This window comes from Chitinophaga chungangae, assembly GCF_017742215.1.
GTDB classification, from domain to species: domain Bacteria; phylum Bacteroidota; class Bacteroidia; order Chitinophagales; family Chitinophagaceae; genus Chitinophaga; species Chitinophaga chungangae.
The window spans coordinates 312,509-338,596 of record NZ_JAGHKP010000004.1 but is presented as its reverse complement, the minus strand read 5'-3'; the positions used below and the strand labels follow the sequence as shown (position 1 = coordinate 338,596).

The 26,088-nt window shown below is 54.0% G+C and carries 11 protein-coding genes; 1 reads left to right on the top strand and 10 read right to left on the bottom strand.

Annotated features, from left to right (window positions below; translation table 11 throughout):
• Positions 1-53: 53 nt before the first annotated feature.
• Positions 54-4,067: a hybrid sensor histidine kinase/response regulator transcription factor gene (locus J7I43_RS21090; RefSeq protein ID WP_209147849.1), complete on the top strand. Its 4,014-nt coding sequence runs from the start codon at positions 54-56 to the stop codon at positions 4,065-4,067.
• Positions 4,068-4,156: 89 nt separating this feature from the next.
• Here J7I43_RS21090 and J7I43_RS21085 read toward each other — a convergent pair whose 3' ends face one another.
• The 10 genes from J7I43_RS21085 to J7I43_RS21040 form a co-directional block, all read right to left on the bottom strand.
• The gene (locus tag J7I43_RS21085) at positions 4,157-5,593 is read right to left on the bottom strand and encodes a TolC family protein (protein ID WP_209147848.1); all 1,437 of its coding nucleotides are present in this window, start codon (positions 5,591-5,593) and stop codon (positions 4,157-4,159) included.
• Positions 5,586-8,753, bottom strand: a complete 3,168-nt coding sequence (locus tag J7I43_RS21080) for an efflux RND transporter permease subunit (RefSeq protein ID WP_209147847.1) — start codon at positions 8,751-8,753, stop codon at positions 5,586-5,588. Before J7I43_RS21080 ends, J7I43_RS21085 begins: the two co-directional genes overlap by 8 nt.
• Before the next feature lie 24 nt (positions 8,754-8,777).
• Positions 8,778-9,860, bottom strand: a complete 1,083-nt coding sequence (locus tag J7I43_RS21075; RefSeq protein ID WP_209147846.1) for an efflux RND transporter periplasmic adaptor subunit — start codon at positions 9,858-9,860, stop codon at positions 8,778-8,780.
• Between the two features lie 151 nt (positions 9,861-10,011).
• A complete protein-coding gene (locus tag J7I43_RS21070; protein WP_209147845.1) occupies positions 10,012-10,320 on the bottom strand; it encodes a hypothetical protein in 309 nt (102 codons plus the stop codon).
• Between the two features lie 363 nt (positions 10,321-10,683).
• Entirely contained in the window at positions 10,684-12,675 is a 1,992-nt protein-coding gene (locus J7I43_RS21065; protein WP_209147844.1) for a RagB/SusD family nutrient uptake outer membrane protein, read from the bottom strand.
• Between the two features lie 23 nt (positions 12,676-12,698).
• On the bottom strand, positions 12,699-15,923 hold the full coding sequence (locus tag J7I43_RS21060) for a SusC/RagA family TonB-linked outer membrane protein (RefSeq protein ID WP_209147843.1): 3,225 nt from the start codon (positions 15,921-15,923) through the stop codon (positions 12,699-12,701).
• Between the two features lie 254 nt (positions 15,924-16,177).
• Positions 16,178-20,086: a glycosyl hydrolase gene (locus J7I43_RS21055; protein WP_209147842.1), complete on the bottom strand. Its 3,909-nt coding sequence runs from the start codon at positions 20,084-20,086 to the stop codon at positions 16,178-16,180.
• 144 nt (positions 20,087-20,230) lie between these two features.
• Positions 20,231-21,244, bottom strand: coding sequence for a DUF5627 domain-containing protein (locus tag J7I43_RS21050; protein ID WP_209147841.1), 1,014 nt, complete (start codon positions 21,242-21,244; stop codon positions 20,231-20,233).
• Between the two features lie 31 nt (positions 21,245-21,275).
• On the bottom strand, positions 21,276-23,036 hold the full coding sequence (locus tag J7I43_RS21045; RefSeq protein ID WP_209147840.1) for a RagB/SusD family nutrient uptake outer membrane protein: 1,761 nt from the start codon (positions 23,034-23,036) through the stop codon (positions 21,276-21,278).
• A gap of 19 nt (positions 23,037-23,055) precedes the next feature.
• A complete protein-coding gene (locus J7I43_RS21040; protein ID WP_209147839.1) occupies positions 23,056-26,088 on the bottom strand; it encodes a SusC/RagA family TonB-linked outer membrane protein in 3,033 nt (1,010 codons plus the stop codon).

Genomic DNA, 26,088 nt, shown 5'->3' with positions numbered 1-26,088 from the left:
CAATGGTTTTGGAGTATATTAGCGGCAAGGGGCATCATTTTTATTCCACTCGCATGAAAAAACAGGGCTTGATTTTCGCGTTGCTGGTGTTCTGCCAAACCGTCGCTCGGGGATGGGCCGTTCCGGATACAGGGCAGAACATATTCTTTAATTATCTCTCCGTCAACAACGGTCTGTCGCAAAACTCCGTGACCTGCATTTTGCAGGATAAAAAGGGGTTCATCTGGATCGGGACCTGGGATGGGCTGAACCGGTACGACGGATTTTCGGTGACCACCCGGCGGCATGAATCGGCCAATAAGAACAGCCTGAGCGATAACCGGGTGCGCAGCCTCTACGAAGATGTGAACGGACATATTATTATAGGTACGCAAAGCGGGGAACTGAACATTTACGACCCGGTGCACGACCGGTTCTCCCATTTTTCCCTCAGCGGCCAGCATCCGTGGGAACATGATATCAAAACCGTGTGCAACGACCGGCAGGGTATTCTCTGGATCGGCACACCGGACGGGATCACCATTTTAAGCCCTGACTTCCGGACGCTGGTGAAACAGCTACCCAAACAAACCATCAATACTATTTTGTGCGACAAAGCCGGCAATATGTGGATCGCCACGGGCAAAGGGCTCTATTTCAGCCAGCAGGGCAAAACGGCTTCGCTTGTGCCGATCCGGGAAGTGGATACTGCGGCGGTGAGCACCCTGTACGAAGACCGGCAGGGAAATATCTGGCTGGGGGAAAACGACCAGCTTTCCCGGATCACGCTGGAAGGTTCGGGGTACCCGTACGTTCAAATCAGGCGGGAATTGTATACGCTTTTTCCGCAGAAAGCGCCCGGCGAGGTCACGGCTATCCAGGAAGACCTGTACGGAGACCTTTGGGTGGCGCACCGCACCCGTGGTTTGTACCAGTTGAAGATAAATAGCTCAGGCGCGCCCGAACTGAAGAAAAAATACGTTACGCCGCAGCCTTTCTGCAACATCGCGGAAAATACCATCAGCACCATTTTAATAGACCGCTCAAATGTGCTTTGGGCGGGCACTTTCCAGAAGGGCGTGAATTACGCCAATCTCACCATCAAAAAATTCTTCCCTTTTTACCCGCTTATGAGCGATCATATCGGCGAGCTGGGCTACAAGGGAAAATTTGTAACCGCGGTTTGCGACGACGGGCAGAACATTTGGGTGGGCACGTCCAACGAAGGCCTGTTCAGCTACCATCTTCCCACCAAAACGCTGCACAACTACGAATCCGTAGTGGGGCGGGAATGGGTGTCGTCCATTTTTACAGATCGTAGCGGCGACAAATGGGCAGGCACTTCTGCCGGGCTGTTCCGCATCGGCAAAAACGGCCCACCCAAGCTGCAACTCCCGAAACTCAACATACACGGCATTGCGCAAGATCGGTTCGGCCGTCTCTGGCTCACCACCTGGGAAGGCATTTACATTTACAATATCACCACCGGCCGCATTTCCAATGTAAACACGGCCGAAGGGCTCAGCTCCAAATACACTTTCCTGGTATATGCCGACCCCGTATTTCCCCTGATGTGGGTAAGCACCATCGGCAGCGGCCTAAACAGGGTCAGTTACGACAGCGAAGGCCATTACGAAGTGAGCGCCATCCAGCAGAAAGCCGGCAACGGCCTCACCAGCAATTATATCTGGAGCATTTTTCGCGACAGCTCCGACATTATGTGGCTGGGTACCGATGCAGGGCTTGATAAGGTACGTCTCAGTACAGACGGGAATATCGGCGACATCAGCCACATCCGGCACCCGACGCTCCAGGACCGCAAGATACTCGGCATCCTGAAAGACGACCGGCAGAACCTCTGGCTGAGCAACAGCCAGGGATTGCTCAGGTTCAACCCGCAGCGCAACGAAGTAAAAAGATATTCCCACAAAGACGGCCTGCAAAGCAATACCCTCACCGAAGCCGTTTACCGAAATGCGGACGGGCTGATGTACGTGGGCGGCATCAATGGGCTGAATTATTTTAAACCGGAAGATATACAGGACAATCCTTTCCCTACCCAACTGGCGCTTACCGGCCTCAAAATATTTAACCAAAACGTACAGGCCGGCGAAAAGATCAACGACCGCGTTATTCTCGAAAAAGACATCAACAACACCGACCGGATCGTACTGTCGTACCGGGAAAACAATTTCCTGCTCACATTCGCCTCCCTGCACTACGCGTTACCGGAAAACAACCGGTTCAAATACCGGCTGCAGGGTTACGATGAAAACTGGATCGTTGCCAACGCAGGACAGCGTTTTGCGGCGTATTCCAACATGCCCGCCGGAACCTACCAGTTCCTCATCACTGCATCTAACAACGACGGGCGCTGGAACGGGCAATACAAACGGATCACATTCGTGATAGAGCCCGCGCCCTGGGCCACCTGGTGGGCGAAAAGCATTTACCTGCTGCTGCTTGCGGCGCTGGTGCTCTTTATCCTGCGGCATTATAAAACCAAACACATGCTCAAAGAGCGGGTGTACCAGGAAAAACTTGAAAAGGAAAAAGTGACGGAACTGAACGAACTGAAGCTGAATTTTTTCACCAACATTACCCACGAGCTGAGAACGCCGCTAAACCTGATCTCCGGCCCGGTGCGCGAATTGCTGGACAGGGCCGGCGATTACGATCATTTCTGCCGGTTCAGGCTGGAACTGGTCAGCAGCAATACCCAGCGGCTTTGCACGCTCATCAACCAGGTGCTGGACCTGCGGAAGATCTCGTCTGAAAGCAACAGCATGTTCATCACGCAGGGAGATATCGTGCAAACCGTGGCGAATGTGAAAAACGCTTTCAACTGGACGGCCGAACAGAAAAAGATCCGTTACAGCTTTCAATTCGACCGGATGAGCTATGCCGCGTGGTACGATAAAGACAAGATCGAAAAAGTGATCTTCAACCTGCTGGCGAACGCCTTCAAATACACGCCGGAAAATGGTGAAGTGGAAGTGACCCTGACGGTGACGGGCGCGGAAGGCCTGTCTCCCGAAGCGCACATCACTTTCCGCGATACAGGCACCGGCATCGACCCGGAAGAGATCGGGCAGATATTCGACATGTTCTACCAGGGAAAAAAACAGAGCAGTTTCGGCAGCGGCATCGGGCTGGCGTTGTCGAAAAAGCTGATCGAGCTGCACCACGGAAACATCGAGGTATCGTCTATCGAAAATGCGGGCGCCACATTTAAAATTTCTTTCCCGGTAGGACTGCATAGTTTTCCGCCGGGCGAGATCTACAAACCTGAAAAGGTGCAACAGCAAACCGTTCCCGTCAAAAAAGAAAAGAACCGGCGCAGTTTCCTGATCATTGAAGACAATGAAGAACAGCTGGCTTACATCCGCGAGCATGTGAGCGAACAATTCCAGGTGTATGAAGCGCGGGACGGGCAAACCGGGCTGGAATACGCTATCAAATACCAGCCGGACGTGATCCTGACAGACCTGATGATGCCCCGGATGGACGGCATCTCACTTTGCAGGCAGCTGAAAAGCCATGCCGGCACCAGTCACATTCCCGTGATCGTGCATAGCGTTCGCAACGGCAACGAAGCATTGCAACAGGCCCTGGAAGCGGGCGCAGACGATTTTATCGGCAAACCCTGCGATTATCGCCTGCTGCTGCTCAAGATCCACAACATCCTCCAATCCGACCAGCGGCTGATGGCCAATCTTTACAAACAAAACATCGCCACGCCCGCGGAAATGGAAATACCCGACGCCGATGCGGAATTATTAAAACAGGTGATCGGCATCATAGAAAAAAATATTTCCGATCCCGGCTTCAGCGTGGAAGCGCTCAGTCAGCAGGTAACCATGAGCAGGATGCATCTTCACCGGAGGCTGCACGATATCATCGGCAAAACCGCGTCAGAACTGATCAGGCAGATCAGGATGAAACGGGCGGCGCAGCTGCTGGCAAAAGGCTCGATGAGAATTTCCGAAGTGATGGCCGAAGTGGGCATTTCCAATTACAATCTTTTCAATAAATATTTTAAAGACATGTACGGACAGGCCCCGAAAAATTACCGTGGACAGGAATAAACGCCATAAACGGGAAAGTCACCAACAGCCTGTAACGGCCGTTGATGACTTTGTATCCCTCTATTCTGCGACGTATCAGCAAACAATTCTTAATTCCATCCGCCGCCCAACGCCTGGTAAATATTCACCCTGGCATTCATTTGCCGCTTCTGCGTTTCGATCAGCTCGAACTTCGATTCCAGCGCGTCGCGCTGCGTGAGCAGCACTTCCATATAATCGGCGCGCGCCGAAGTGAAAAGATCGTTCGAGATCGTGATGGATTGTGTGAGCGTTTCCACCTGTTTCGCTTTCAGGTCGTAGCTCTTTTTCAGGTTACCGAGTTTGGACAGCTGGTTGGCCACTTCGAAATACGCGTTTAATATGCTGCGTTCGTAGTTGTATACCGCCTGTATCTGCCGGGCGTTGGCATTGTAATAATCCGCTTTGATCGCGTTCCTGTTCACCAACGGGGCGACCAGGTCGCCGGAAAGCGAATACAGCAGCGATTCCGGCGTTTTCAGCAGGTACGAAGGGTTAAACGCCTGGTAACCTACCGACGCGGAAATGCCCAGCGACGGATAGAACCGCGCTTTAGCGACCTTCACGTCCAGTTTGGCCGCGGCCAGCTCCTGCTCGGCTTTTTTAATGTCCGGGCGGTTTTCCAGCAGCTGCGAAGGAATGCCGGCGCTCACGAGATCAGACACCTCTGTGTTGAAAGCCTGGTCGTTCCGCGCAATGGGCGCAGGGTAGCGTCCCAGCAGGAAATTGATCCTGTTTTCCGTTTCGGTGATCTGCTGTTGGATGTCGAACTGCAGGCTTTTTGTTTTCAGCACTTCCGCTTCGAATTTCCGCACGGCCAGCTCGGTTACGCGCGTGGCTTCTTTCTGCAGTTTTACGATCTCCAGCGCGTTGTTCTGGATGGCGATGTTCTTTTTGACGATATCGAGCTGACTGTCCAGCGCCAGCAATTCGTAATAAGAATTGGCGATCTCGGCCACCAGGTTGGTGATCACGAAATTTTTCCCTTCCACGGTAGACAAATATTTGGCAATGGCCACCTTTTTGGCGTTGCGCAATTTGTGCCAGATATCCACCTCCCAGGTTGCGTAAGCCGCCACCAGGAAGTCCGGCAGCGGATCGGGCATTTCTTTACCGGGTTTGATCTCGGTGGTGGCGTCGCCCGCGCCCTGGCTGGTGTACCTCCCCGGTTTATCCACGCCGGCGCCGGCTTTTACGCCCACAAACGGCAGGTATTCCCCTTTCCGGACGCGGATCTCGTTGCGAGTGATCTCTATTTCCTGCAGCGTGATGTTCAGCTCCTGGTTATTTTTCAGCGCCGTATCGATCAGCGCGGCAAGGTAGGGATCGGTGAAATATTCCTTCCATTTGATCTTCGCGATGTTGGCCGTGTCCTGCGATGCGGCGTACGCTGCCGGAACGTTTCTGTTCTCGGTCGTTTTCCCCGTCAGTTCGGGAATTTTGCAGGCGGCGTACGTCAGGCAAACACAGCCAAGCGCTGCGTATTTGTATATGCTTCGTTTAAACATTGTGTTCGATTTCTTCAGTTAATGGATTCTCCTCTTCGTGCCGGATCAGCTTGCGTTTCTCCGCTATTTTGGCGAAGATGTAATACAGGCCGGGGATGATGATCACCCCGAACACTGTACCGATCAGCATGCCGCCCGCGGAAGCCGCGCCGATGGTACGGTTGCCGATGGCGCCCGGACCTGTGGCGAATACCAGCGGTATCAGGCCGGCGATGAATGCGAGGGAAGTCATCAGGATCGGGCGGAAACGCACCTTCGCGCTTTCGATGGCCGCTTCCAGCACCGTAGCGCCCGCGCGGTGTTTCTGCACGGCAAACTCCACGATCAGCACGGCATTTTTACCCAGCAGCCCCACGAGCATCACCAGGCCCACCTGTGCGTAAATATCGTTGGCCAGGCCCATCACCTTCACCAGTAAAAACGCTCCGAAAACCCCTGCGGGCAACGAAAACAGCACGGCCAGCGGCAAAATGAAACTTTCATACTGCGCGGCAAGGATCAGGTACACAAAACCCAACACGATGAGGAAAATGTACAAGGCTTCATTCCCGCGTTCGGATTCGTCTTTCGAAAGCCCTTCCCAGTCTATATCGTAGCCGCGCGGCAAGGTTTTGGCCGCTACTTCCCGGATCACGTCCACCGCTTCGCCGGAGCTGTAACCCGCGGCGGGCTCGCCCCTGATGGCGGAAGACGTGTACATGTTATAGCGCGTGATCTCATTGAGGCCGTGCGATTTTTTGATCGACATGAATGCGGAATAAGGCACCATTTCATCGCGGTCGTTTTTCACGTAAAGTTTCATGAGATCGTCCGGCAGCGCCCTGTATTCGGGGGAAGCCTGCACGTACACCTTAAGGGAAGTACCGAAGCGGATGAAGCCCAGCTCGTAGGTACTGCCGATGAGGATAGACAGGTTGTCCATGGCCTTGCCGATGGAAACGCCTTTCTGCATCGCGGCTTTATTGTCGATCTGCAGTTCGTACTGCGGGTAGTTGGCGCTGAAGAAGGTGAACAAACCTTTCAGTTCTTTGCGTTTTTCGAGCGCCGCCATAAATTCGTCGTTCACTTTTTCGAGGTCGCGGTAATCGTCGCTGTTCGTTTTATCCAGCAGGCGCAATGCGAAACCGCCCGCCGCGCCGTAGCCCGGTACGGCAGGTGGGCCAAAGAATTCGATCGTTGCACCGGGAATTTCCTTCGATTTTTCTTCCAGCTCTTCGATGATCTCCGTCACCGAATGTTTACGGTCCGACCAGTCTTCGAGGTTGATCAGGCAGGTGCCGGCGTTGGACCCGCGGCCTTCAGTGAGCACTTCATACCCCGCCAGTGCGGAAACGGAACGGATGCCTTCCACATGTTCGGCGATATCCTGCAGCTTGCGCGCGAGATCGTTCGTTCTTTCCAGGGTGGAGCCGGGCGGCGTTTGAATGATGGCGTAGATCATGCCCTGGTCTTCGTTCGGGATAAAACCGGAAGGCAGGTTGCGGGAAATGCCCAATATGCCGAAACCGAACGCCAGCAATATCGCGAAGGTAACCAGCCGCCTGTTCACGATCAGTCTCAGCAGGCCGGTGTATCTGCCGGTCACTTTTTCGAAACCACGGTTGAAGGCGTCGATGAATTTATCGATGGGTGATTTTTTGCGCGGTTTGCCATGATTGTTTTTCAGGATCATGGCGCAAAGCACCGGCGTAAGCGTAAGCGCCACCACGCCGGAAAGCACGATCGCCGTGGCCATGGTGATGGAGAACTGCCGGTAAAAGATCCCGACAGGGCCGGACATGAACGCCACCGGGATAAACACGGCCGTCATGACGAACGTGATCGCGATGATCGCCCCGCTGATCTCATGAATTACCTTGATGGTGGCCTGGTACGGCGAAAGGTCCTCCTCTTCCATTTTTGCGTGCACCGCCTCGATCACCACGATCGCGTTATCCACCACGATACCGATCGCCAATACGAGCGCGAACAGTGTGATGAGGTTGATCGTAAGCCCGAAAAGCTGCATGAAGAAAAACGCGCCCACGAGCGATACGGGCACCGCCAGCGTGGGAATAAGCGTAGACCGCCAGTCGCCGAGGAACAGGAACACCACGATGGCTACCAGCACAAAAGCTTCCGCCAGGGTGTGAATTACCTTTTCGATGGAAGCGTTCAGGAAGTTGGAAACGTCGTAGCTGATCTCATAGTCCATTCCCGGCGGGAAAGAGCTTTTTTTGATCTCGTCCAGTTTGGCTTTGATGGCCTTGATCACGTCGCTGGCGTTACTGCCGTATGTTTGTTTCAGCACGATAGCGGCGGAAGGGTGGCCGTTCAGGTTGGAATAGATGTCGTAGAACTCGCTGCCGAATTCCACATCCGCCACGTCTTTCAGGTAAAGGATCTCACCCTCGGAGCTGGCGCGGATGATCACGTCTTTATACTGTTCGGGTTTGTTGTATCGGCCCGGGTAGGTCAATACATATTCGAGCGCTTCGGAGCGTTTGCCGTCGCTCCGGCCGAGCCTGCCCGGCGAGCCGATGATGCTCTGGGAGCCCAGCGCTTCCATTACTTCTTCGGTTGAAACGTTGTATGCGCGCATCCTGTCCGGCTTCAGCCAGATGCGCATCGCGTACTGGCGGCTGCCGAGGATCTGCGCGCTGCCGATCCCTTTCACCCTTCTCAGTTCCTGCAATATGTTGATGTTAGCATAGTTGTACAGGAAATTTTCGTTGGCCTTTGGATCTTTGCTGTATACGTTCACGTACATCAGCATGTTCGGCTGCAAAATGTTCACCACGAGCCCTTCGCGCTGAACGAGCGGCGGCAGCCTGCTGGTCACCTGCTCAATACGGTTCTTTACGTTTACCACCGCCTGGTTCGGGTCTGTGCCCAGGTCGAACACGACCTGTATATTGGCCTCACCGGCGCTGGTGGCGTCGGAGGTCATGTACTTCATACCCGGCACGCCGTTCACCGCTTTTTCCATCGGGATAAGAACGGACTGCACCAGCACATCGGCGCTGGCTCCCGGGTACGCCACGCTCACGATCACCCTTGGCGGCGCAATAGACGGGAATTGTGAGGTGGGAAGGGTGTTAATGGCCAGTATGCCCATGAAGATAATGAAGAAAGATATCACTATCGCAAACACCGGCCTTTTCATGAATATATTAAACATCCTGTTATTTTTTTGATTCTTACATTATTCTGACGGCAACATCAAATGATCGATCAACGCCTTCGGTTCTTCATAATCGAATGCGATCTTGTCGTTGTTTTTTACCTTGCGCAGGCCTTCCAGCAGGATCTTCTCATTTTCGTTCACGCCTTCCTTCAGCACGTACAGGTCGGGCATTTCGGCCTCGATGGTGATGGGGCGCAACTGCACCACGTTGTCTTTGTTCACCACGTACACATATTTTTTGTCGAGTATCTCGAGCGTAGCTTTCTGCGGGATGATCAGCGCGTTTTTCAGCGGCTGTTTGATGAGCACGTTACCGGTTTCGCCATGGCGCAGCAATCCTTCCCCGTTCGGGAAAGTGGCCCTGAAGGCGATATTGCCGGTTTCGTTGTTAAATTCCCCTTCGATGGTTTCCACCACGCCCGCGTGTTTGAAAATTTCCTTGTTGGCCAGCAACAGGTCCACTTTCAGCTTTTCTTTCGGTTTTGCGTTGGAGGCATAGGTGAGGTATTCCGGTTCAGATACGTTGAAGTATACCCACATGCGGCTGTTGTCTGACAGGCTGGTGAGCAGGTCGCCTTCTTCCACGAGGCTTCCTTTTTTCAGGTGCAGCTGGTCCATGATGCCGTCGAACGGCGCCCTGATCTCCGTAAACGCAAGATGGGCCTGTGCCAGCGCCAGTTCGGCCTTTGCTTTTTTCAATTTGGCCTTTGCGAGGGCCAGTTCGTTTTTGGAAACCACGTTGCGGTCTGCCAGCGCCTGCGTGTTCTGCACTTCGATCTCAGCGGCTTCCGCTTCGGCTTCAGCTCTGAGCGCTTCGGCCTCGTACAGTTTCGGCATGATGCGGAACAGCAGCTGCCCGGCTTTCACTTCCTGGCCTTCGTCCACGAAAATGTCCTGCAGGTACCCTTTTTCCTGTGCCCGCAATTCGATGTTGCGGATGGAGCGGATCTGGCAAACGTATTCCCGGGTGATGGTCGTATCCATTTTCAGCGGGCTGGTCACCACCAGTTTGGCGGCTTCTTCCTTGTTTTCTTCTTTTGGTTTGCAGCTTGTATGGCATAGTACGGCCCACAAGCCCATGAGCATGAAAATCCTTTTCATAGTATTTGATGTGTTCTTAATGCGGTTCTTTGAGCGCTATATTCCTTCCCGGGCATGAAATGCCCCGGCCCCTAAGGCTGGGCAGGTTGCGCAAATGTCGGGTGGAAGGGAGTTTCAGGCGAACGAAAATCGCCTGGTACGGGCTAACATATCAAATCCTGATTACCAGGTGAATGATAAATTTGTAGGAAGAATAAAAAGAAAAATGTTCGCAGAAAGGAAGGGGGTCGTCCGGGTCGCCGGAAGCGTCGGATTGATCGTCGAAAAAAGAACGCCAGAAATGATATGATTCCAGGTGTTTGCTGAAAAGTGACAGCTCGTTTTCCTCCTCCTCTATTTCAACGGCCTTTGCTTTGTGATCCCCTTTTTGGTTATGCGTTAAAGGTTTGCTGATCCGGCCGGGTTTGTCCTGGGTAAGGCAGACGGTTGAAGCGGTTCTCCCGTACGTGCTCGCCGGCATATGGCAGGCGCGGTTATGAAAGGTAAAAGCATATCTCCCCAGCAGCAGAAAAAATATAGAAAGGAAAATTGTAAATATCGACCTGATCATCTCACTTCAAAAGTAATACGAAGTTTATTAAAATAGGAACAAAAAACAAAGGTTTCCTCTTTCACAGCTTTGCCCGCTACCCGAAAAGAGGCCACAGGCGCCGCAAAGATCGTAATAAAACAGGCAATCCGCAACAGGCTGAAAAATTTTAATAATATTTTTATATATGCGGCATGACAATATGTCTTCGCTCTTATGACATTCTCCATCCAAAACAAAACAGGGCCGCATACGATGTATGCGCCCCTGTTTATATAATCAATCGTGAAACTTTTAGAAACCCAGCGCCGGTTTGTTGGCTTCCACCGGCCATCCGGGGTTTTGATAGATGGGAGAAGTGGTTACGTCGTTGTTGTCTGAAGTGATCAGGAAATGTTGCATCGCGATGGGGCTGAAGTAATGCGCCATCGTCCACCTGTAGCCAGTAAATGCCAGCACTGTCGGCGTTTTCTGGTAGATGCGCAGGTACGGGCTCAATGCCGGATCGGACACTGTGCTCCGGTCGCCGATGCTATACGTGAGCGTCGACGCTTTATACCAGTTCTTGATCGGCCCCCATAATTTGAAACCTTCCACATGATAAGGCTCGGCGCTCATCCGGTCCAGCGCGCGCCAGCGGCGGAGGTCCATGTAACGGAGCCCTTCGCCCATCAGCTCGCAGCTGCGTTCGCGGCGGATGTTGTACAATGTTTTATCTACCATCACGCCGGCGGAATATACGCCCCAGTCGTTGGCCGCTTCTTTGGAAAGGTCCGTTGCCGCAATGGTTTTCAGGAAATCGATATCCACGCCCGCGCGTTTCCGGATAGCTTCCCAATATGTTTTTGCGGTTCCGTCTACCGTTCCTGTTTTTTCGTAACTGGCTTCCATGTAATTAAAATACGCTTCCGTTCCGCGAAGCGAAATGCTTCCTACATCACCACGACCGTTGCCCAGCTGTGCGCCGTCGTACACATTTCCTTTACGGCTCATATAGCCGGTCACGTTATCGTGGTTGCCGATGAGATTGAGAATGTCCGGGTAAGTTACTACCGGCGTAGCGTGCGTGCCCAGCGGCGAAGGTTTCAGGATATTGATCTGGCCGGGCTGCGCGAGGAACAGCCAAAGCCGGCCGTCGCGGTTTTCGCGTACCAATTGAATGGAATCGTCGCCCGCGTAACCGGAACCGGGCGCGTAGATGGGCAAACCGTTCGCCATCAGGAAACGATCCACATACCCGCGCGTAAGGCCCCATCCGTGCGCGGCCTGTATGGTATTGGGAATGCCGTTGCTCACGCCCAGCCCGAGATCGTAGTCGCGCCACAGCAGCACTTCGCTGAAGCCGGAAAGATCGGTGGAGCTGAACATCCTGCAATACGGATTGGCTTCGCTGGCCACGGCAAAATCTTCGTTGGAAGTTTCCGCCCGCGCGGCCATTGTGTTGTTCACGAGCGGCACCGCGTCCGCCACTGCTTTCGCGGCGTTCATCGCTTCGGTCAGGAAAAAATCGATCTCTCCGTCGATACTGCCGGAAGGGAACTGGTAAGAAGCGTTGTAATCCTTTGTTTTGCCGGGCCATTCCGGGCCGTTCGGCACATAGGCGGTACCTTTGAAATATTTCAGGAAGGTGCCTTCATACAATGCCACTCTCGATTTCAGCAGCTGCGCGCACAACTTCGACAAACGGTTTTTCCCGCCGCTGGGCGCGGTGTTGCCCATCAGCAGGATCGCGGAATCCAGGTCGGATAAAATAAAACGGGCTACTTCGTTCTGCGGCATACGTTTGCTGGCTTCGGTCAACAGTTTTTTATCGTCCGTGAGCGTGGTTTTGATAATGGGAAAATCACCCAGGCCCTGCAGTTTATCAAAATAAGCCCAGGCTCTCAGGTAATATATTTCGCCGATATAGTGTTTGATGCCGGCTTCGCTGCCCGTGATTTTCCCGGCAGCAAGGCGTGGCAATACCGTTTCGAGGAAATAGTTGCACTGGAAAATGCTGGTAAAAGACCAGGCGCCGCCGGTTTGCGCCACCCGCCATTGCCCCGGCGTGTATTTGGCGTCGTACACCCTTCTTGCGGCTACGTCTGTATGCGCGTCGCCATCGAAATAACCGAATATCGGCAGGCCTTCGTATTGTTTGATGGCGTAAGCCGCCAGCTGCGATTCTTCGGTGAGATAGTTCTCCGGTGTCACTTTCGACAGCGGCGGAATTTCGAGAAGGTCTTTGTTACAGGCGTTCAGCAGCGTCACCAGTCCGGCTGCCATCAGTATATTGCGTGTTTTCATCTTTTTCAGGTTTGAGACAAGGTTCAAAAAGTTACATTCAGTCCGGCGGCGTACACTTTAAACAAGGGGTACACGTTCCCACCATAACCGCCGTCCACCGTTTCGGGATCGAACATGGTGGACATTTTTGTGATGGTGAATAAATTTTCGCCGGAAACATATGCCCGTATTTTCTGAATGCCGATCCTTCGCGTGATCGCGGAAGGCAGCGTATAACCCACCTGGAGGTTTTTCAACCGCAGGTAAGCCGCATTCTGCATGTACCGCGTTTGCGCTACCTGGTTTTTGTTGCTGATCAGCGGGCGGGGATAATACGCGTCGAGGTTCTGTCCCAGCGGATGATCAGGATCGTCGCGGAAATAGTCCGCGTGTTCTTTCAACCCAACGGAGCCGTAAATGCTGGAAGACACGCCCCAGAAATAATAACTGTTCTGGAAAAAATCGCGTTTCAGCACGCCCTGGAAAAACGCCCTGAAATCAACGTTCTTCCAGTTCGCGCCTACTTCCGCGCCAAACAGGTAACGTGGCGAGTTGTTGCCGATCAGCACCAGGTCTCCATGATCGGTGATGGTATTGGCGCCGTTGGAAATCCTGCCATCGCCGTTCAGATCGGCAAACATCAGATCGCCGGCTTTCCAGTTGTTGCCGAGCGCATCCTGTCCGCCGTTGGGCAGGCTTTTCAGGTGATCATCCATTTCCTGCTGCGTTTTCGCGATGCCAACCGTTTGGTATCCCCATATCTCGCCCATCATATGACTGGCGATGTAAGTGCTCAGGCTGCCGGTGGGATTGGGGTAACGGGTGATCTCCGTACGGGAATCGTAGAGCGAAACACGCACGTTATAACCCAGGCCGTTGCTGAACTGGTCTTTCCAGTTCACTTCCAGCTCCCAGCCTTTGGTGGTAAGGTCCGTATTGTTCGCGCGCGGAACGTCCGTGCCGAGGATCACAGGCAATTCGGGCGCGGGGCCGATCATGTTCAGCGTGCGGCGGGTGTAATATTCCACCGTAACGCCCAGCCTGTTGTTGAAGAAACCCGCGTCTACGCCCACGTTCCACGTCCGTATCCTTTCCCAGGAAAGATTGGAGCTGATGAGCCCCGGTGCGGAAGCGGTGTTCGGTTTGGCGCCGTTCACCAGCCAGATGCCGTTGGAATTGCCCGTGGGCATTGTTACGTAGGTCGGGTACCAGTCTGTTGTATTCTGATTGCCCAGCTCACCCACTGAGCCTCTTATTTTGAAGAACGGCACATACTTTTCCAGCGGTTGCCAGAACGGTTCTTTGTCGAGGTTCCAGCCGGCGGACACAGAGGGAGAATAGAACCAGCGCATGTCTGACCGGAAGCGGGAAGAGCCGTCATAGCGCAGGTTCGCTTCGAGCAGATATTTCCCTTTGTAATCATAATTCAAACGCGCGAAATAACCCTGCGTGGCCCATTTCTGGTTGTTGCCGCCCGCAATCGGCGGCACGGGCTTGCCCGACGCATCGTTGCCGGAAGTCAGGTCCAGCACGGGCAGCGACGGTACAATAAGGCCTTCGCGCTGCGCGGTGAACCATCTTGTTTTGGTCACTTCCGTTTGCATGCCGGCCAGCACCTTAAAATTATGCGCGCCGAATTGCCGCGTGTATTCCGTGTAAATGTTCGTGTTCAGGTAATTGGTGCGTCCCGCTTCTTCGTGTACATGCGCTGCATTTTTGTACACGTAAGGTTTGCCGGCCACATCGTGATTGAACAGCTGCTGGATGTCCCAGTGATAAAAATCGTTATTGACGCTATAGTTCAGATCAGCAAAAATCTTCCAGCCGGCCAGCGGCTCGATGGTCAGTTTCAATTGCTGCGAATTTGCGTCATATTGTTTGGCGCCGCGCCCGCCTTCCTGCAGGCCAAGTGCGGGTGAAGGTGAATCGTAGAGGAAGCCGTTGTTGTCGTACAACGGCAGCATCGGCCAGCCCTGCGTGCCGATCAGCTGGTTCAGCGCGTTGGTCATGGTGCTGGGCCGCTCGAATTCTTCGCGGCTGAAACGCTGGATAAACGTGAGGGACGCCCATTCAGACAATTTCGCGTTGATCCTCGCCGTGAGGTTGTACCGTTTGAACTCGTCTCCGCCGAAACGCATAAACCCGGTCTGGTCGAGGTAATTGCCCGAAAGAAAATAAGTGATGTTTTCTTTTCCGCCGCTTGCGCTCAGTGAGTATTCGTTTGCGGGCGAATGCGGCTTGTAGATGGCTTTGTACCAGTCTATGTTATCGTTGCCTTCATAATAGCCGTCTGCCCAAAGGTTCGGCTGGCCGGGCCTTGGGATGATAGTGGTGGTGATCTTCCCGTCCATAAAATCGCGGATGCGCTGCATGCGTTCCGGCGTGAAATACACGCCCCGCCCGGAGTTCACGTTCGCGTCGTTGAAATATGTGGCGAAGGTGTACGAATCGAGCATTTTAGGAAGCAGCACGGGACGGCTGGAGCGGTAGTTGTAGCTGGCGTTGACGATCGTTTTGCCCGCTTTTCCCTGTTTGGTGGTGATGAGGATCACGCCGAAAGGCGCGCGGGAACCGTAGATGGAAGAAGCAGCCGCGTCTTTCAGCACCGAAATGTTATCGATGTCCTGCGGGCTCACGGCGTTAATGTCCCCTTCCATCCCGTCGATGAGGATGAGTGGCGCCGCGCTGGAGCCCTGGCCGATGGTGCCCACGCCGCGGATATTGATCGAGGGCCGGTTTTCCATGCTGCCCGCCAACGCCCCGCTCTGCGAGATGTTCAGCCCGGGAGACACGCCCTGCAAGGCCTGCGCCACGTTCGAAACGGGCCTTGCTTCGAGCGCTTTGGAACTGATGGTAGAGACGGCGCCCGTTAAGTTTGCTTTTTTCTGGGTGCCGTAACCGACTACGATAGCGGTTTCCAGGTTCTGCGCGGCGGACGACATCACCACGTCGATCACTGTTCTTTTGCCGATGCTGATCTCCTGTTCCTGCATGCCGAGAAATTTGAAGACCAGCATCGTTGCGCCCTCGGGCACTTTCAGCTGGTATATGCCATCCACATTGGTAACCGTGCCGGCGGAGGTGCCTTTTGCCACCACGGTAACGCCTGGCAGCGGCAAACCTTCTTCGTCGGTAACTTTACCCTTGACGGTAACAGGGTCCGCCGCGGCAGCGCTGGCGGACACAGCGAGGAGGAATGACAGGAACAGCCCGGTGATGCGTTTACAAAAACCGGTCGCAGAGTTGCTGCCATGCAAAAAAAGGATCATTGGTTGAAATTTAACAGTGAGGTATTAATGAATTATGAAGCTGTGGAACATTTGTACCGATTCCCCGGGGGAGATAGTGGAATTATAAAACGGGTAAATAATGCGAACGTGAAAAGCTTATCTATACACTACGGCAGTCCTCGCAGGCACTCTCAGTCTGCGTTTAATGAACATAAATGTATTGTGGGAAGTTGTTTTATGAAATGGATAAAACCACTATAAAAATGGACAATGTTATGGTTTGGGGTTCGGGGTCAATGTTGAACGAAATGCTGCTCCCAGGCCGTGATCAATCTTACCGGCCCCAGCAATCCCGCTTCCAGTAACGGGTCTTCCGGTTTATAATTATTCCAGGTGGCGAAAGTGATGCGCCGGCCCGGTTTGCGTTCGTTCCGAACAAACCATTCCGGCAATGCGGCGACGTAATTCGTGGTCGTAAATGAATTTTCCGGCGGCAGTTGTTCATCTCCGATTTGGCGGTTCGGCCAGAGCGTAGCGACTTGTATGCTGATGTTGTTTTCCCCGGGCCGGGCGAATTGTGTAATATCGAGGCGGTAAGGTTCTTTCCAGAGCAGGCCCGCATCTTTGCCGTTTACATTCACCCGGGCTATTACTTCCACCCTGCCGAGGTCGAGGAAGATACGTTTGTTTTTTTGCAGCGATGCGGGCGTAACGGTGATGCGTTTTCTATACGTCACTACGCCGGAAAAATGCCGCACGTTGAAATCGTTGTGCAAACGGAGAGAAAGGAGCTGGGGAAGACTGATCACAGGCGGCGCGCCGCGATCCGGCTCGAAATGAAGCTGCCATGCGCCTTTCACGGTTTGCACGGCGCATTGATCCACTTTTATTTGATGCTCGTCTAATTGATAAATTCCATTCTGCCACGCCAGCGCTTTGATCGTATTGCCCTGCCGTTGCAATGAAAGGCCTTCGGGTAATTCGGGCGCAGGCAATTTTGCGGCGTACAATGCCGCTACTTCCTGCGGACTGAGCGCTTCGCGGTAGAGTTTCGGTTCGGTGGCATTTCCTTCGAATGCGCTGGAATGCAGTTCGCCGGTGGGTTTGGTGCCAATACCGGGGATCACGGTATGCTCACCGGCCGCAGCGCCGCCGGCGAGTTTGCCGTTGATGTATAACGATGGCGCGCCTTCGTTGTACACGGCCACTACATGCGTCCAGCCGGAGACGGGTTGATGCAAAGCCACTACGTCTTTCGAAAAATAAGCGGCGCCTTTTGTGCGTTCGCAGAGGCGGACCACATTTTGCCCTGCGGCAATACCGGCGGTGGCAAAACCTTTCCCGGCAATGTCTTCGCCTTCCGCGGGATACACCACATACCCTTTACCGGGCATGGCGTAAGTATCCGGTTTGATCCATACTTCCATCGAAAATGTTTGCCGCAGCTGCGCCCATTGCGTGGCGGGCGGCATAATGGCAGGTTGCGTGGAAACAAGTAACTCACCGTTTTTCGTCAATGTTTCAATTCCTTTACCTGGCAAGGGTTTGCGGAATACCACCATCCAGGAGCCGGCCGGTGTAAACGCCAGCGGCATACGGATGCCGTTTTCCGTGGGCTCATACATGGCCGCTTCCGTAACGCTGCCATCTTCCGCATTCCACAGCTCGGGTAACATTCCTTTCACCCGAAATTCGGCGGTCACATGTTCGTGGCGGCGCAGGCGGTTGCTGACGAAATAAATATCTGTGTTGGAAGTACGGCGATGCGTAAAACGGATCGCGGCATCGCGGCGGGTAGCGGTGTAGCTGAAGTCCGGCGGCAGTTGTATAATATCGGCCAATAATTTCCCCCTGAAGATAGTCCCTTTGCCCAACCGGCGTTCTTTGACCGTAATACCGTCCAGGTCTCCCCACATTTCATCCGTTAGCGCCTGCAGTGCGGAAGCGTCTCCACCCAGGCCCGGCGCGGCTTCCGGCTTGCCGTTCAACGCCAGCAGCATGCCTTCTTCCACGAGCGTTTTCAGTTTTTGCAACACCGGCAATGAAATTTCCTTCAATTGGATCACCACCATCACCCTGTACGTCATGCCACCGGGAAAAACGATTTTGCGCCCGTCGATGCGGATATCGCGGAACAGCGCGTCCGGCCCGATCACGTCGGCGCCATACCCGGTGGGATTTGTCGGCGATACGTGATCGATGTCGGGAATGGAAGCGGATGGCTCTTCTCCTTTAAAAAAAACAAAATCGGCGATATAATGTCCCTGTTGTAAAAGGTATTGCGCACGGGTGAGATACTCCGTCCATCCACCGGCAAGAGCGGCCCAGGTGTTCGTACGGTCGAAATGCGAGCCGTAAGGCCCCATACAGAAGCCCGGAACGCCGTGCAGGTAAGGCTGATGCACCATTACATGAAACATCAGCTGGTTGATGCCGAGCGAATACATATGATCGCCCTGCACTTTAAGCGCGTAAGGATATTCAGTCCAGCGGGAAGTTTCCGGCCAGCCCGTAAACGCTTCCGCGCCGATCACGCGTTTGCCCGCGGCATGGCCTGCCGAAAGCGCCACGCTGATCGTGTTCATGGTGCCGGGAACATACCTCGCCCAGAACTCGCCCATGGGAAGGTCCAGCGCCTGGGAGACCTGCAGGCTGTCGAACATCCCGTCTCCATAGGGCTCTCCCCACAAATGCCAGCCTTTGGCCGCGCAATGCGCTTTAAAGCCGCCATAATATTCCGTCGCCACCAATGTGGCCTGCGTGCGCCTGAAATCGAACAGGAACGCGTTGGTATCCGCCGCGTTGTTTATGATACGACCCGTCAGGGCGGGCAACCATTGCGTGATGTCGTAGCGGTTTTGTTCAAAAAAATCACCGGGCATGTGCTGTGTCCAGTTTTGCACGCCTACTTCCCAGCTGTCGATCTCCAGGCCGCGCAGCGATGTATACGGTCGCAGATCGTTGAACAGGTATTCGTCCATATGCCGGAACCAATCGTCTACCGCCTGACGGCTCAATTTGTCCAGTTCGGGCCCCGCCGCGGCATCGGGTTGCGATGCGCCCAGCTGACCGGTGGGTGTGTGCCCGATGCGCAGTATCGTCCAGTGACCGGCCGGCGGATTCCATTGCAGCGAACCGTCGGGTTGCAGTAAGTTAGTGAGATCCAGTACCTGGTCTTTATCGATCCCTTCGTCCGCATTCACCACCGGCGTGCCTTCCGGCACATGTTGGTAAAAATTGGCTTTACCCGGCCAGTTGTGCACACCCGCATGCGCGTGCCATCGCACGCCGGCCAGCCAGGTGCCGATGTTGGTGCGCAGCCGGAAAAATTTTGCTTTCACCGCCGGGAAAACCGCCGCCCCGGGCGCGTTCATTTTCCGCAATTGCGGCATCACGATATCACAAACCACGGAATATTGCCGCCCGTCGTTGGAGCTTTCCAGCTGTAGAATGGGCGGGCTGTCAGGCGGGCCGTCGTACACATCGGGCCGCAGCTCGGGCTTGCGCCAGATGGTCACGGACTGGAATATTCCTTCCGCTGCAAATTCAAAAACGATGTTGCCAGTTTTTTCCAAGCGCAGGGCGGTTTCGGGATTTTGATCGATAAAATGTTCCGCGTTTTCTTCTTTCCCGTTCAGCCATAATTTCAGCAGCGGCGGAACAGGCGCCTCGGGAAAAGCCAGTACGGCAATGTCGCGGTAAAAACCGAGTTTGGTGAAAGGCTGCGGGATGAGATAACGGTCTTTGCCCTGCACTGCGGGCAGCGTACGCCACACCAATTGCTGCATGTTTTGTTCAGGCTTCACAAATGCGCCGCCCGTACCGGAAAACCCGGCTGAATTATGCAAAGTGATGCCGAGCTGTAATCGTTGCGCTTCCCGCAGGGTGTATATTAACATGCCGCGCCATGCGTCACTGCCCATATCCACCGGCCCTCGCGGCACCGCGGCTTCGACATTAAACAACAATGCGCCGCCAAGCCCCATCTGCAGCATCGTTTCCAGGTCTTTGCGGATGCCTTCTTCCGTTACATGACCATTCAGCCACATCCAAAGCACCTGTGGGCGGTAACGCGCCGGCGGGCGCAAAAAAATTGACGCGTCCGGCTCTTCTTCCGTATTGTTCCCACGGCTCAACGCCGGCCAGATCAACATGCCCGTTGCCGTTACCAGTGAATTTTTAAGGAAATCCCGTCTTTGCATAAACGCCGTCTTGTTGAAAGCAATAACAAGATAAGGAATTTGAACCGCACGGCCCGCCAGCCGGAGTTTGCATACCGCATAAAAAAGGAACTACCTTGACAGGCAGTCCCTCTTAGTTCTAAGCGTTACATTCAAAAAAAAAAATCAATAGGCCACCGGCTGGTAGGTTTCCATCACCACTTCCCTGTCGCGCACTACCAGTACATCGCTGGCCGTATATGTTTGTCCGCCGCGTGATACGGTATAGTTCAGCACAATGCCGTTCCGCGGTTTACCGCCCCATTCATAGGCTTCTTTTTTAAACTCCCCGGTGCCGGTAATGGTATACCCCGCGCCAGTGGGCGCAGATATCGTGCAATTGTTGCCATTAAAGCTCAGCAGCATGGTCACATCGCCGGTCATTACCGAAGACCGGAGAAAAATGGTGGTGGATACCTGCTGCCGGCCTGTAGTGGCAAGCCTTGTAATAGGGTTGCTGGTTAGAAATCTGTTTTCATAAACGGTGTCTTCCAGCACGGTGTTCGACGCATCCTTCACTTCGCTGTGCCCGTAATGGAAGTAAGACGCGTGAAATTCGTTGATGAACTTTATGCCGAACATCGCGAAATCTTTCGGCGCAACCGCCCACTGGGCAGGCTGGCGCGGGTCCGCGGCAGGATTGTCGGACTGTCCCGTCAGGATCGAATCCACATCATTGGAGCCTTTCAGTTTGATCGGCACCACATAGTTCAGCGCAATGGCCTGCGGGTCTTCAAAAAATTCGTCCGTCAGCTGCACCACAACGCCTGCGTGCATTTCGCCTTTAGGAATTACGATCTTGCTGGAGCCGAGCGTATAATACTTCACGGGCAACGCGCGCACGGTATCGCCGTTGGCGGTGAAAAGCAGGCGGTCCGCCAGCCGGTTGTCCACCTCGATGTCGAACGTCCTGTCCTTATCGTTCTCATACAGGCCGCCGAGATGCGCGGATATCACGAACCGGTGATTGTTATCGTTCGTATTATCGAAGATATAATCTCCCAGAACAAGGGTTCTTACGGGAAACTGGTAGGGAAAGAAACCGGAAGTATACTTGAAGTCCGGGTGGGTGATCTCAAAGTTCTTGCAGGCGTGCAGCCCCAATGCAAGAATCGCAAATATCATCAGAATCTTTTTCATGCTTCTAGCTTTAGAGATATTAGAATGGTTACTACCAGCCCTTGTTCTGGATGAGATTAAATTTGGAAATCTCACGGTCGGGAAGGGGCCCGTAGTGCATGTAGCTGTTGTTATACGCACGCTCTTCAACAGTGAAATACTCATAAGTCCCATTGACGATCTTCACGCCTTTCAGCGGCTCGTTGAGGCTTACGTTCCAGCGGCGAAGGTCCCAGAAACGGAAACCTTCAAAACAAAGCTCCAGCCTTCTTTCGTTGTGTATCAGCTGGCGCATGGCGTCTTTCCCGGATACGGACTGCAGGTAATCGTCCGGCTGCGTAATGCCGGCGCGTTTCCGGATGGCGGCTATTACGTTTCTTGCGGAATACGTCTGCGATCCCGTACCATCCGGGCCCCAGGCTTCGTTGGCGGCTTCGGCGTAATTCAGGAAAAGTTCCGTGTAACGGATATGCGTGTTAAAATGTTTTTGGTCAGACGTAGAAACAGGATTGACATTCACGTCTTCACGCAACAGCTTTTTAAGATAATAACCCGTACGGGTAGAGCTCGGCAAGGCGTCCAGCCCGTCGTTTCCGGCGCCAACGCCGGTATTGATGGTGGTATTCCGCATTTTGCTGCCGTTATACACGATGTATAAAGCCAGCCGCGGGTCCCTGCCGGTGTAAGGATTAGCCGCATCAAAACCTGATGCCGCCTCGGTAATGGGATAGCCGTTTTTCATCGGGAAAGCGTCTACCAGGTTCTGCGAGGGATTGATCTCTCCTCTTCCAAACAAAGTGGGCGGGAAATTATCCTGCTCTCTTACGCGGTTCGTGTAGACCGGCCGGCGCCAGAGCATTTCGGGAATATCCATTTTATCGCCAGCGGTAAGGTTTGCATTGTCTACCTGTGCCTTGAGATAAAATATATTTCCTTTAGGATCGAGACCATCTATCCCGCCGATCTGGGCCAGCACATCGGCGGTCAGTTTCGCGGCATTTTCCCACAGCAGCGGGTCGTTGCCGGAATTGAACGCGGGGCTGGCGGCCAGCAACGCCGTGCGCGCTTTTATTGCGAGGGTGATGCGCCCGCTGATGCGCTGCTGGGTAACTTCGCCGAATACGGTGTTGTATTTGTCGATGTCTGTGATATCGGTGAACCCGGGCGGCAGGTCTATCGGGCTGCCGATGTTCCCGTAATCGGGAGACAGCAGCGCCAGCGCGCTGTCCAGGTCGTCGTACGTGCTTTTCAGGCTTTCCGCAAAACTGCTTCGCGGGGTTGCGAATTGTTCCGGGGTAGCAAGGAACTCGTTATAGATCGGGAAACCCAGCAGTTCGCCGTTTGAACCATAACCGCCGTGGTTTCGAAGGAGATAATATTTGAACATGCCGCGCAATGCCAGCGCCTCGCCTTTCAGACGGCGGATGTACAGGGCGTTCAGCTGGGGATCGGTGTATTTCCAGGGAACGATCTCCACCACGTCCAGGAACTGGTTGGCGTACATGATCGCCCGGTTGGCGTTATCCCAAAGGCTTTCCGGGTTTGAAAGAGCGCTCCAGCCGCCGGTGGCCATCCGGAGATGCGCGCTGAACTTATCGTTGGTGGCGGCGTCGTCGGTCGCAATTTCGTTGTACGGGTAATCGTTCGTGGGGATGTAGGTATACGCTTTGATGAGCAGCCCTTCCGCATAAGCGGGATCGACATACACCCTGTCCAGCGTGCTGTGGTTATCGTTGTTCGGGTTGAAGAGCTTTTCGCAGGAGCACAACAGGCTTGCGGCAAGTACGAACAGCGGTATTTTGAATATTTTCATAACATTCTTTTTTCGGTCATTAAAAGCTGGCGTTCAGGCCAATGGAATACACGCGGTAGCTGGGCTCACCGCCGATGTTCAGCTCGCGGATCTGCCTGCTGGGGCTGAACTGATAAAGGTTGCTGGCGTCCACGAAAACGTTAAGGGCCCTCATCAGCAGCAGTTTGCTCACGGAAGAAGGCATATCGTAGCTCAGCTGCACCCTGCGGATCTGGAAGTATTCGTTTTTGTATTTCCAGAAGGTAGACTGGCGGTGGTTGTTGCTGTTGGTTTGTGAACTGAGCCTGGGAAACGTGGCGGTAGCTTTGGTTTCAGGCGTCCACGCGCCGCGCACCAATTCGGAATATTTGTCATTCCCGTCTACCCAATAGTAGTTGTTGTTGACAAATTCCTCCGCGCCGTAACTGGCCTCGCCCAGCGCGAACAGCGTAAGGTTCTTGTAAGAAACCTTTATCTGCAGGCCGCCGGAAATGGGCTGCTGGTAACGGCTGAGATATACTTCGTCGTTTTCGTCCACGATGTTGTCGCCGTTCTGGTCTTTGTATTTGATATCTCCCGGCCGCACCGCGCCGAAAGCTTGTGCGGGGCTGGCGGCAATGTCCGCTTCGTCCTGGAACAACCCGAGCGCTTCCAGCCCGAAACGCGCATCGGTGGGATGGCCTTTCCTGTATTGGTAATCGTTGTTGTATACCTCGTCCATCTTCCGCACTTCGGAAACGTTATACAACACATTCACGCCTGCGAATACGGTCCAGTTACCGAAGTTCTTCGTAACGTCCACGCCCAGCTCCACGCCTTTGTACATGTTCGCCCCGAAGTTTTCATACGGCACGAAATCCGTGTAAAAACTGGGGTAACGCGTGGTAGGTTTGGTGATAAGGTTGTCGTAAACGTCGTAGAAAACGTTCGCGGTCACGCCCAGCACTTTGTTGAAGAAAAGACCTTCCACGCCGAGCGTCACTTCTTTACGACGGGCATAACCGAGATTGGGATTGCTGCCCCAGCTGGAAGCGATGCCGTTGCGGCTTCTGCCTCCTTCGTACCAGTTGTAGCTGCCGGAGTTCGCGTACCTGTTGTCGTACAGGTAGAAGTTGTCGATCAGGAAATCTGAATTAAGGATACCCGCAGATGCGCGCAGTTTCAGATAGTCGATGTTTTTGGCGGAAGAAAGAAAATCTTCTTCGCTGAGCACCCAGGCTACGCCCAGGGAGGGAGAGAACTGCCCGCGGTTACCTTCCGCCAGTTTCACGGAGCTCACGTAAGCGCTGCTGAAATCCACCAGGAAACGTTTATCGTAGGCATATCCGAGCCGGAAGCCGGCATGTGCGAGTTTTACGCCCTGGAAGTCGCCTTCCACCTTGTAATTGCCCAGGAAACCGAGCAGCGATCCGGTGAAGTGATGACGTTCGTTGAAGGTCCTGTCGTAACCGAGCATGCCGTATGCGCCGAACCTCCTGCGGAAAGAAGAGTTGCCCACAGCCTGCGTGCCGGGCCTGGAATCTTTCCCGTATTGTTTAATGTCCACGATGCTGTCTGCCGTCGGGCTCCACACCGGTTCGTACACGGAATATTCGTTGGCAACCGTCTGGTCGTAGGTCACGAAATAATCGAAGCTTACGTTGGTGTGGAAAGACAGGCCCGGCGTAACTTTGTCCAGCTTCACATTTACGCGGTTGTTGAAGGAGAAGTTGCGGGATACGCGTTCGTTGGAGCCGCCGGAAAAACCGTTGCCGAAGGGCGTGGTAAGCCGGTTGGATGCGCCGCCGAGCAGGTATTTGTCGTCCACATCGTTTTTGCGGCCCGCCAGCAATGCGTTGTTCGGATCGATCAGGTCGATGGGCAGCAGCGGCGAATATTCATGCGGCCTGATGGAAGCGGCGTCTGACCAATAGTTGCCGCGCGGGCCTTTGTCGTTAATGAATACGCCGGCCACGTCTACCGCGGTTTTGATCCAGTCGTTCACTTTCAGGTCTACGTTGCCGCGCACGTTGAACCGGTTGTTCCTGCCGGATGCGCCTTCGCCGAAGTTCAGCAGGCTGCCGCCGGTGTTCCACCCAAGGTTCGCATAATATTGCGCCACATTGTTGCCGCCTGAAAATTCACCGTTCAGGTCGTAATAGTTTTTGAAAGAACGCAGGTAAGCGTCGGAATAATAATCCACGTCCGGGTAACGGTATTTGTTACCGGTCCTGAAATTTTCGATGGTCTCTTCGGTGAACTGCGGGCTTAAACCGTCGTTGGCGCGGGCCTGGTTGAAATAGGTCATGTAGTCCGCGGAGTTCAGGTATTTCGGCAGCGCCCTCGGCACGGAAATGCCGTAGTTGACGCTGAAATCGGATCTTTTTTTGAAGGCTTCGCCTCGTTTGGTGGTGATGAGCACAACGCCGTTCACAGCGTCTGAACCGTACAGGATGGCGCTGTTCACATCTTTGAGGATGGTGATGCTTTCCACTTCGGTCAGCCGCATATTGTCGATGTCGCGGGGAAGGCCGTCTACTACAAATACGGTCCTGCCGGTACCGGAGCCCGTAATATCCTCCACGGTGATGCCGCGGCCGAGGCCCCTGATGCGGTCGTTGCCGATCATGCCGAGCGAGCGGCCGGCGATCACGTCTATCAGGCGGATGGTATGATCGTATTTCTGGATCTCACCCACATCGAGTTTGGTAACGGAGCCCACGATGTCTCCCTGGTATGCTTTCATAAAAGCAACGTTCGTTCTGCCTTCTTCTTCATACATCACATCCGCTTTATGAAGCGTGATGCGGGGCTGTTCCGAAATGTCGGCAGACGGGATGGAAGCCGTGCGGAATCCCTTTGCGATCACCACCAGGTTGGAGCCCGGGTCTATGGCGATGGAGAAAACCCCTTCCGTATTGCTTTTCGCATAAGCGCTGCCGCTGTACACGTCCGCATTTTTTACAGGTTTCCCCGCTTCGTCCAAAAGCGTGAACCGGGACTTGACCGCCTTTTCCTGCGCCGATGCGCCGGGGCGGATGCAGAGCAGTATTAGGCTCAGGCAGGTGAATATGATGGAATGTCTGAATTTCAT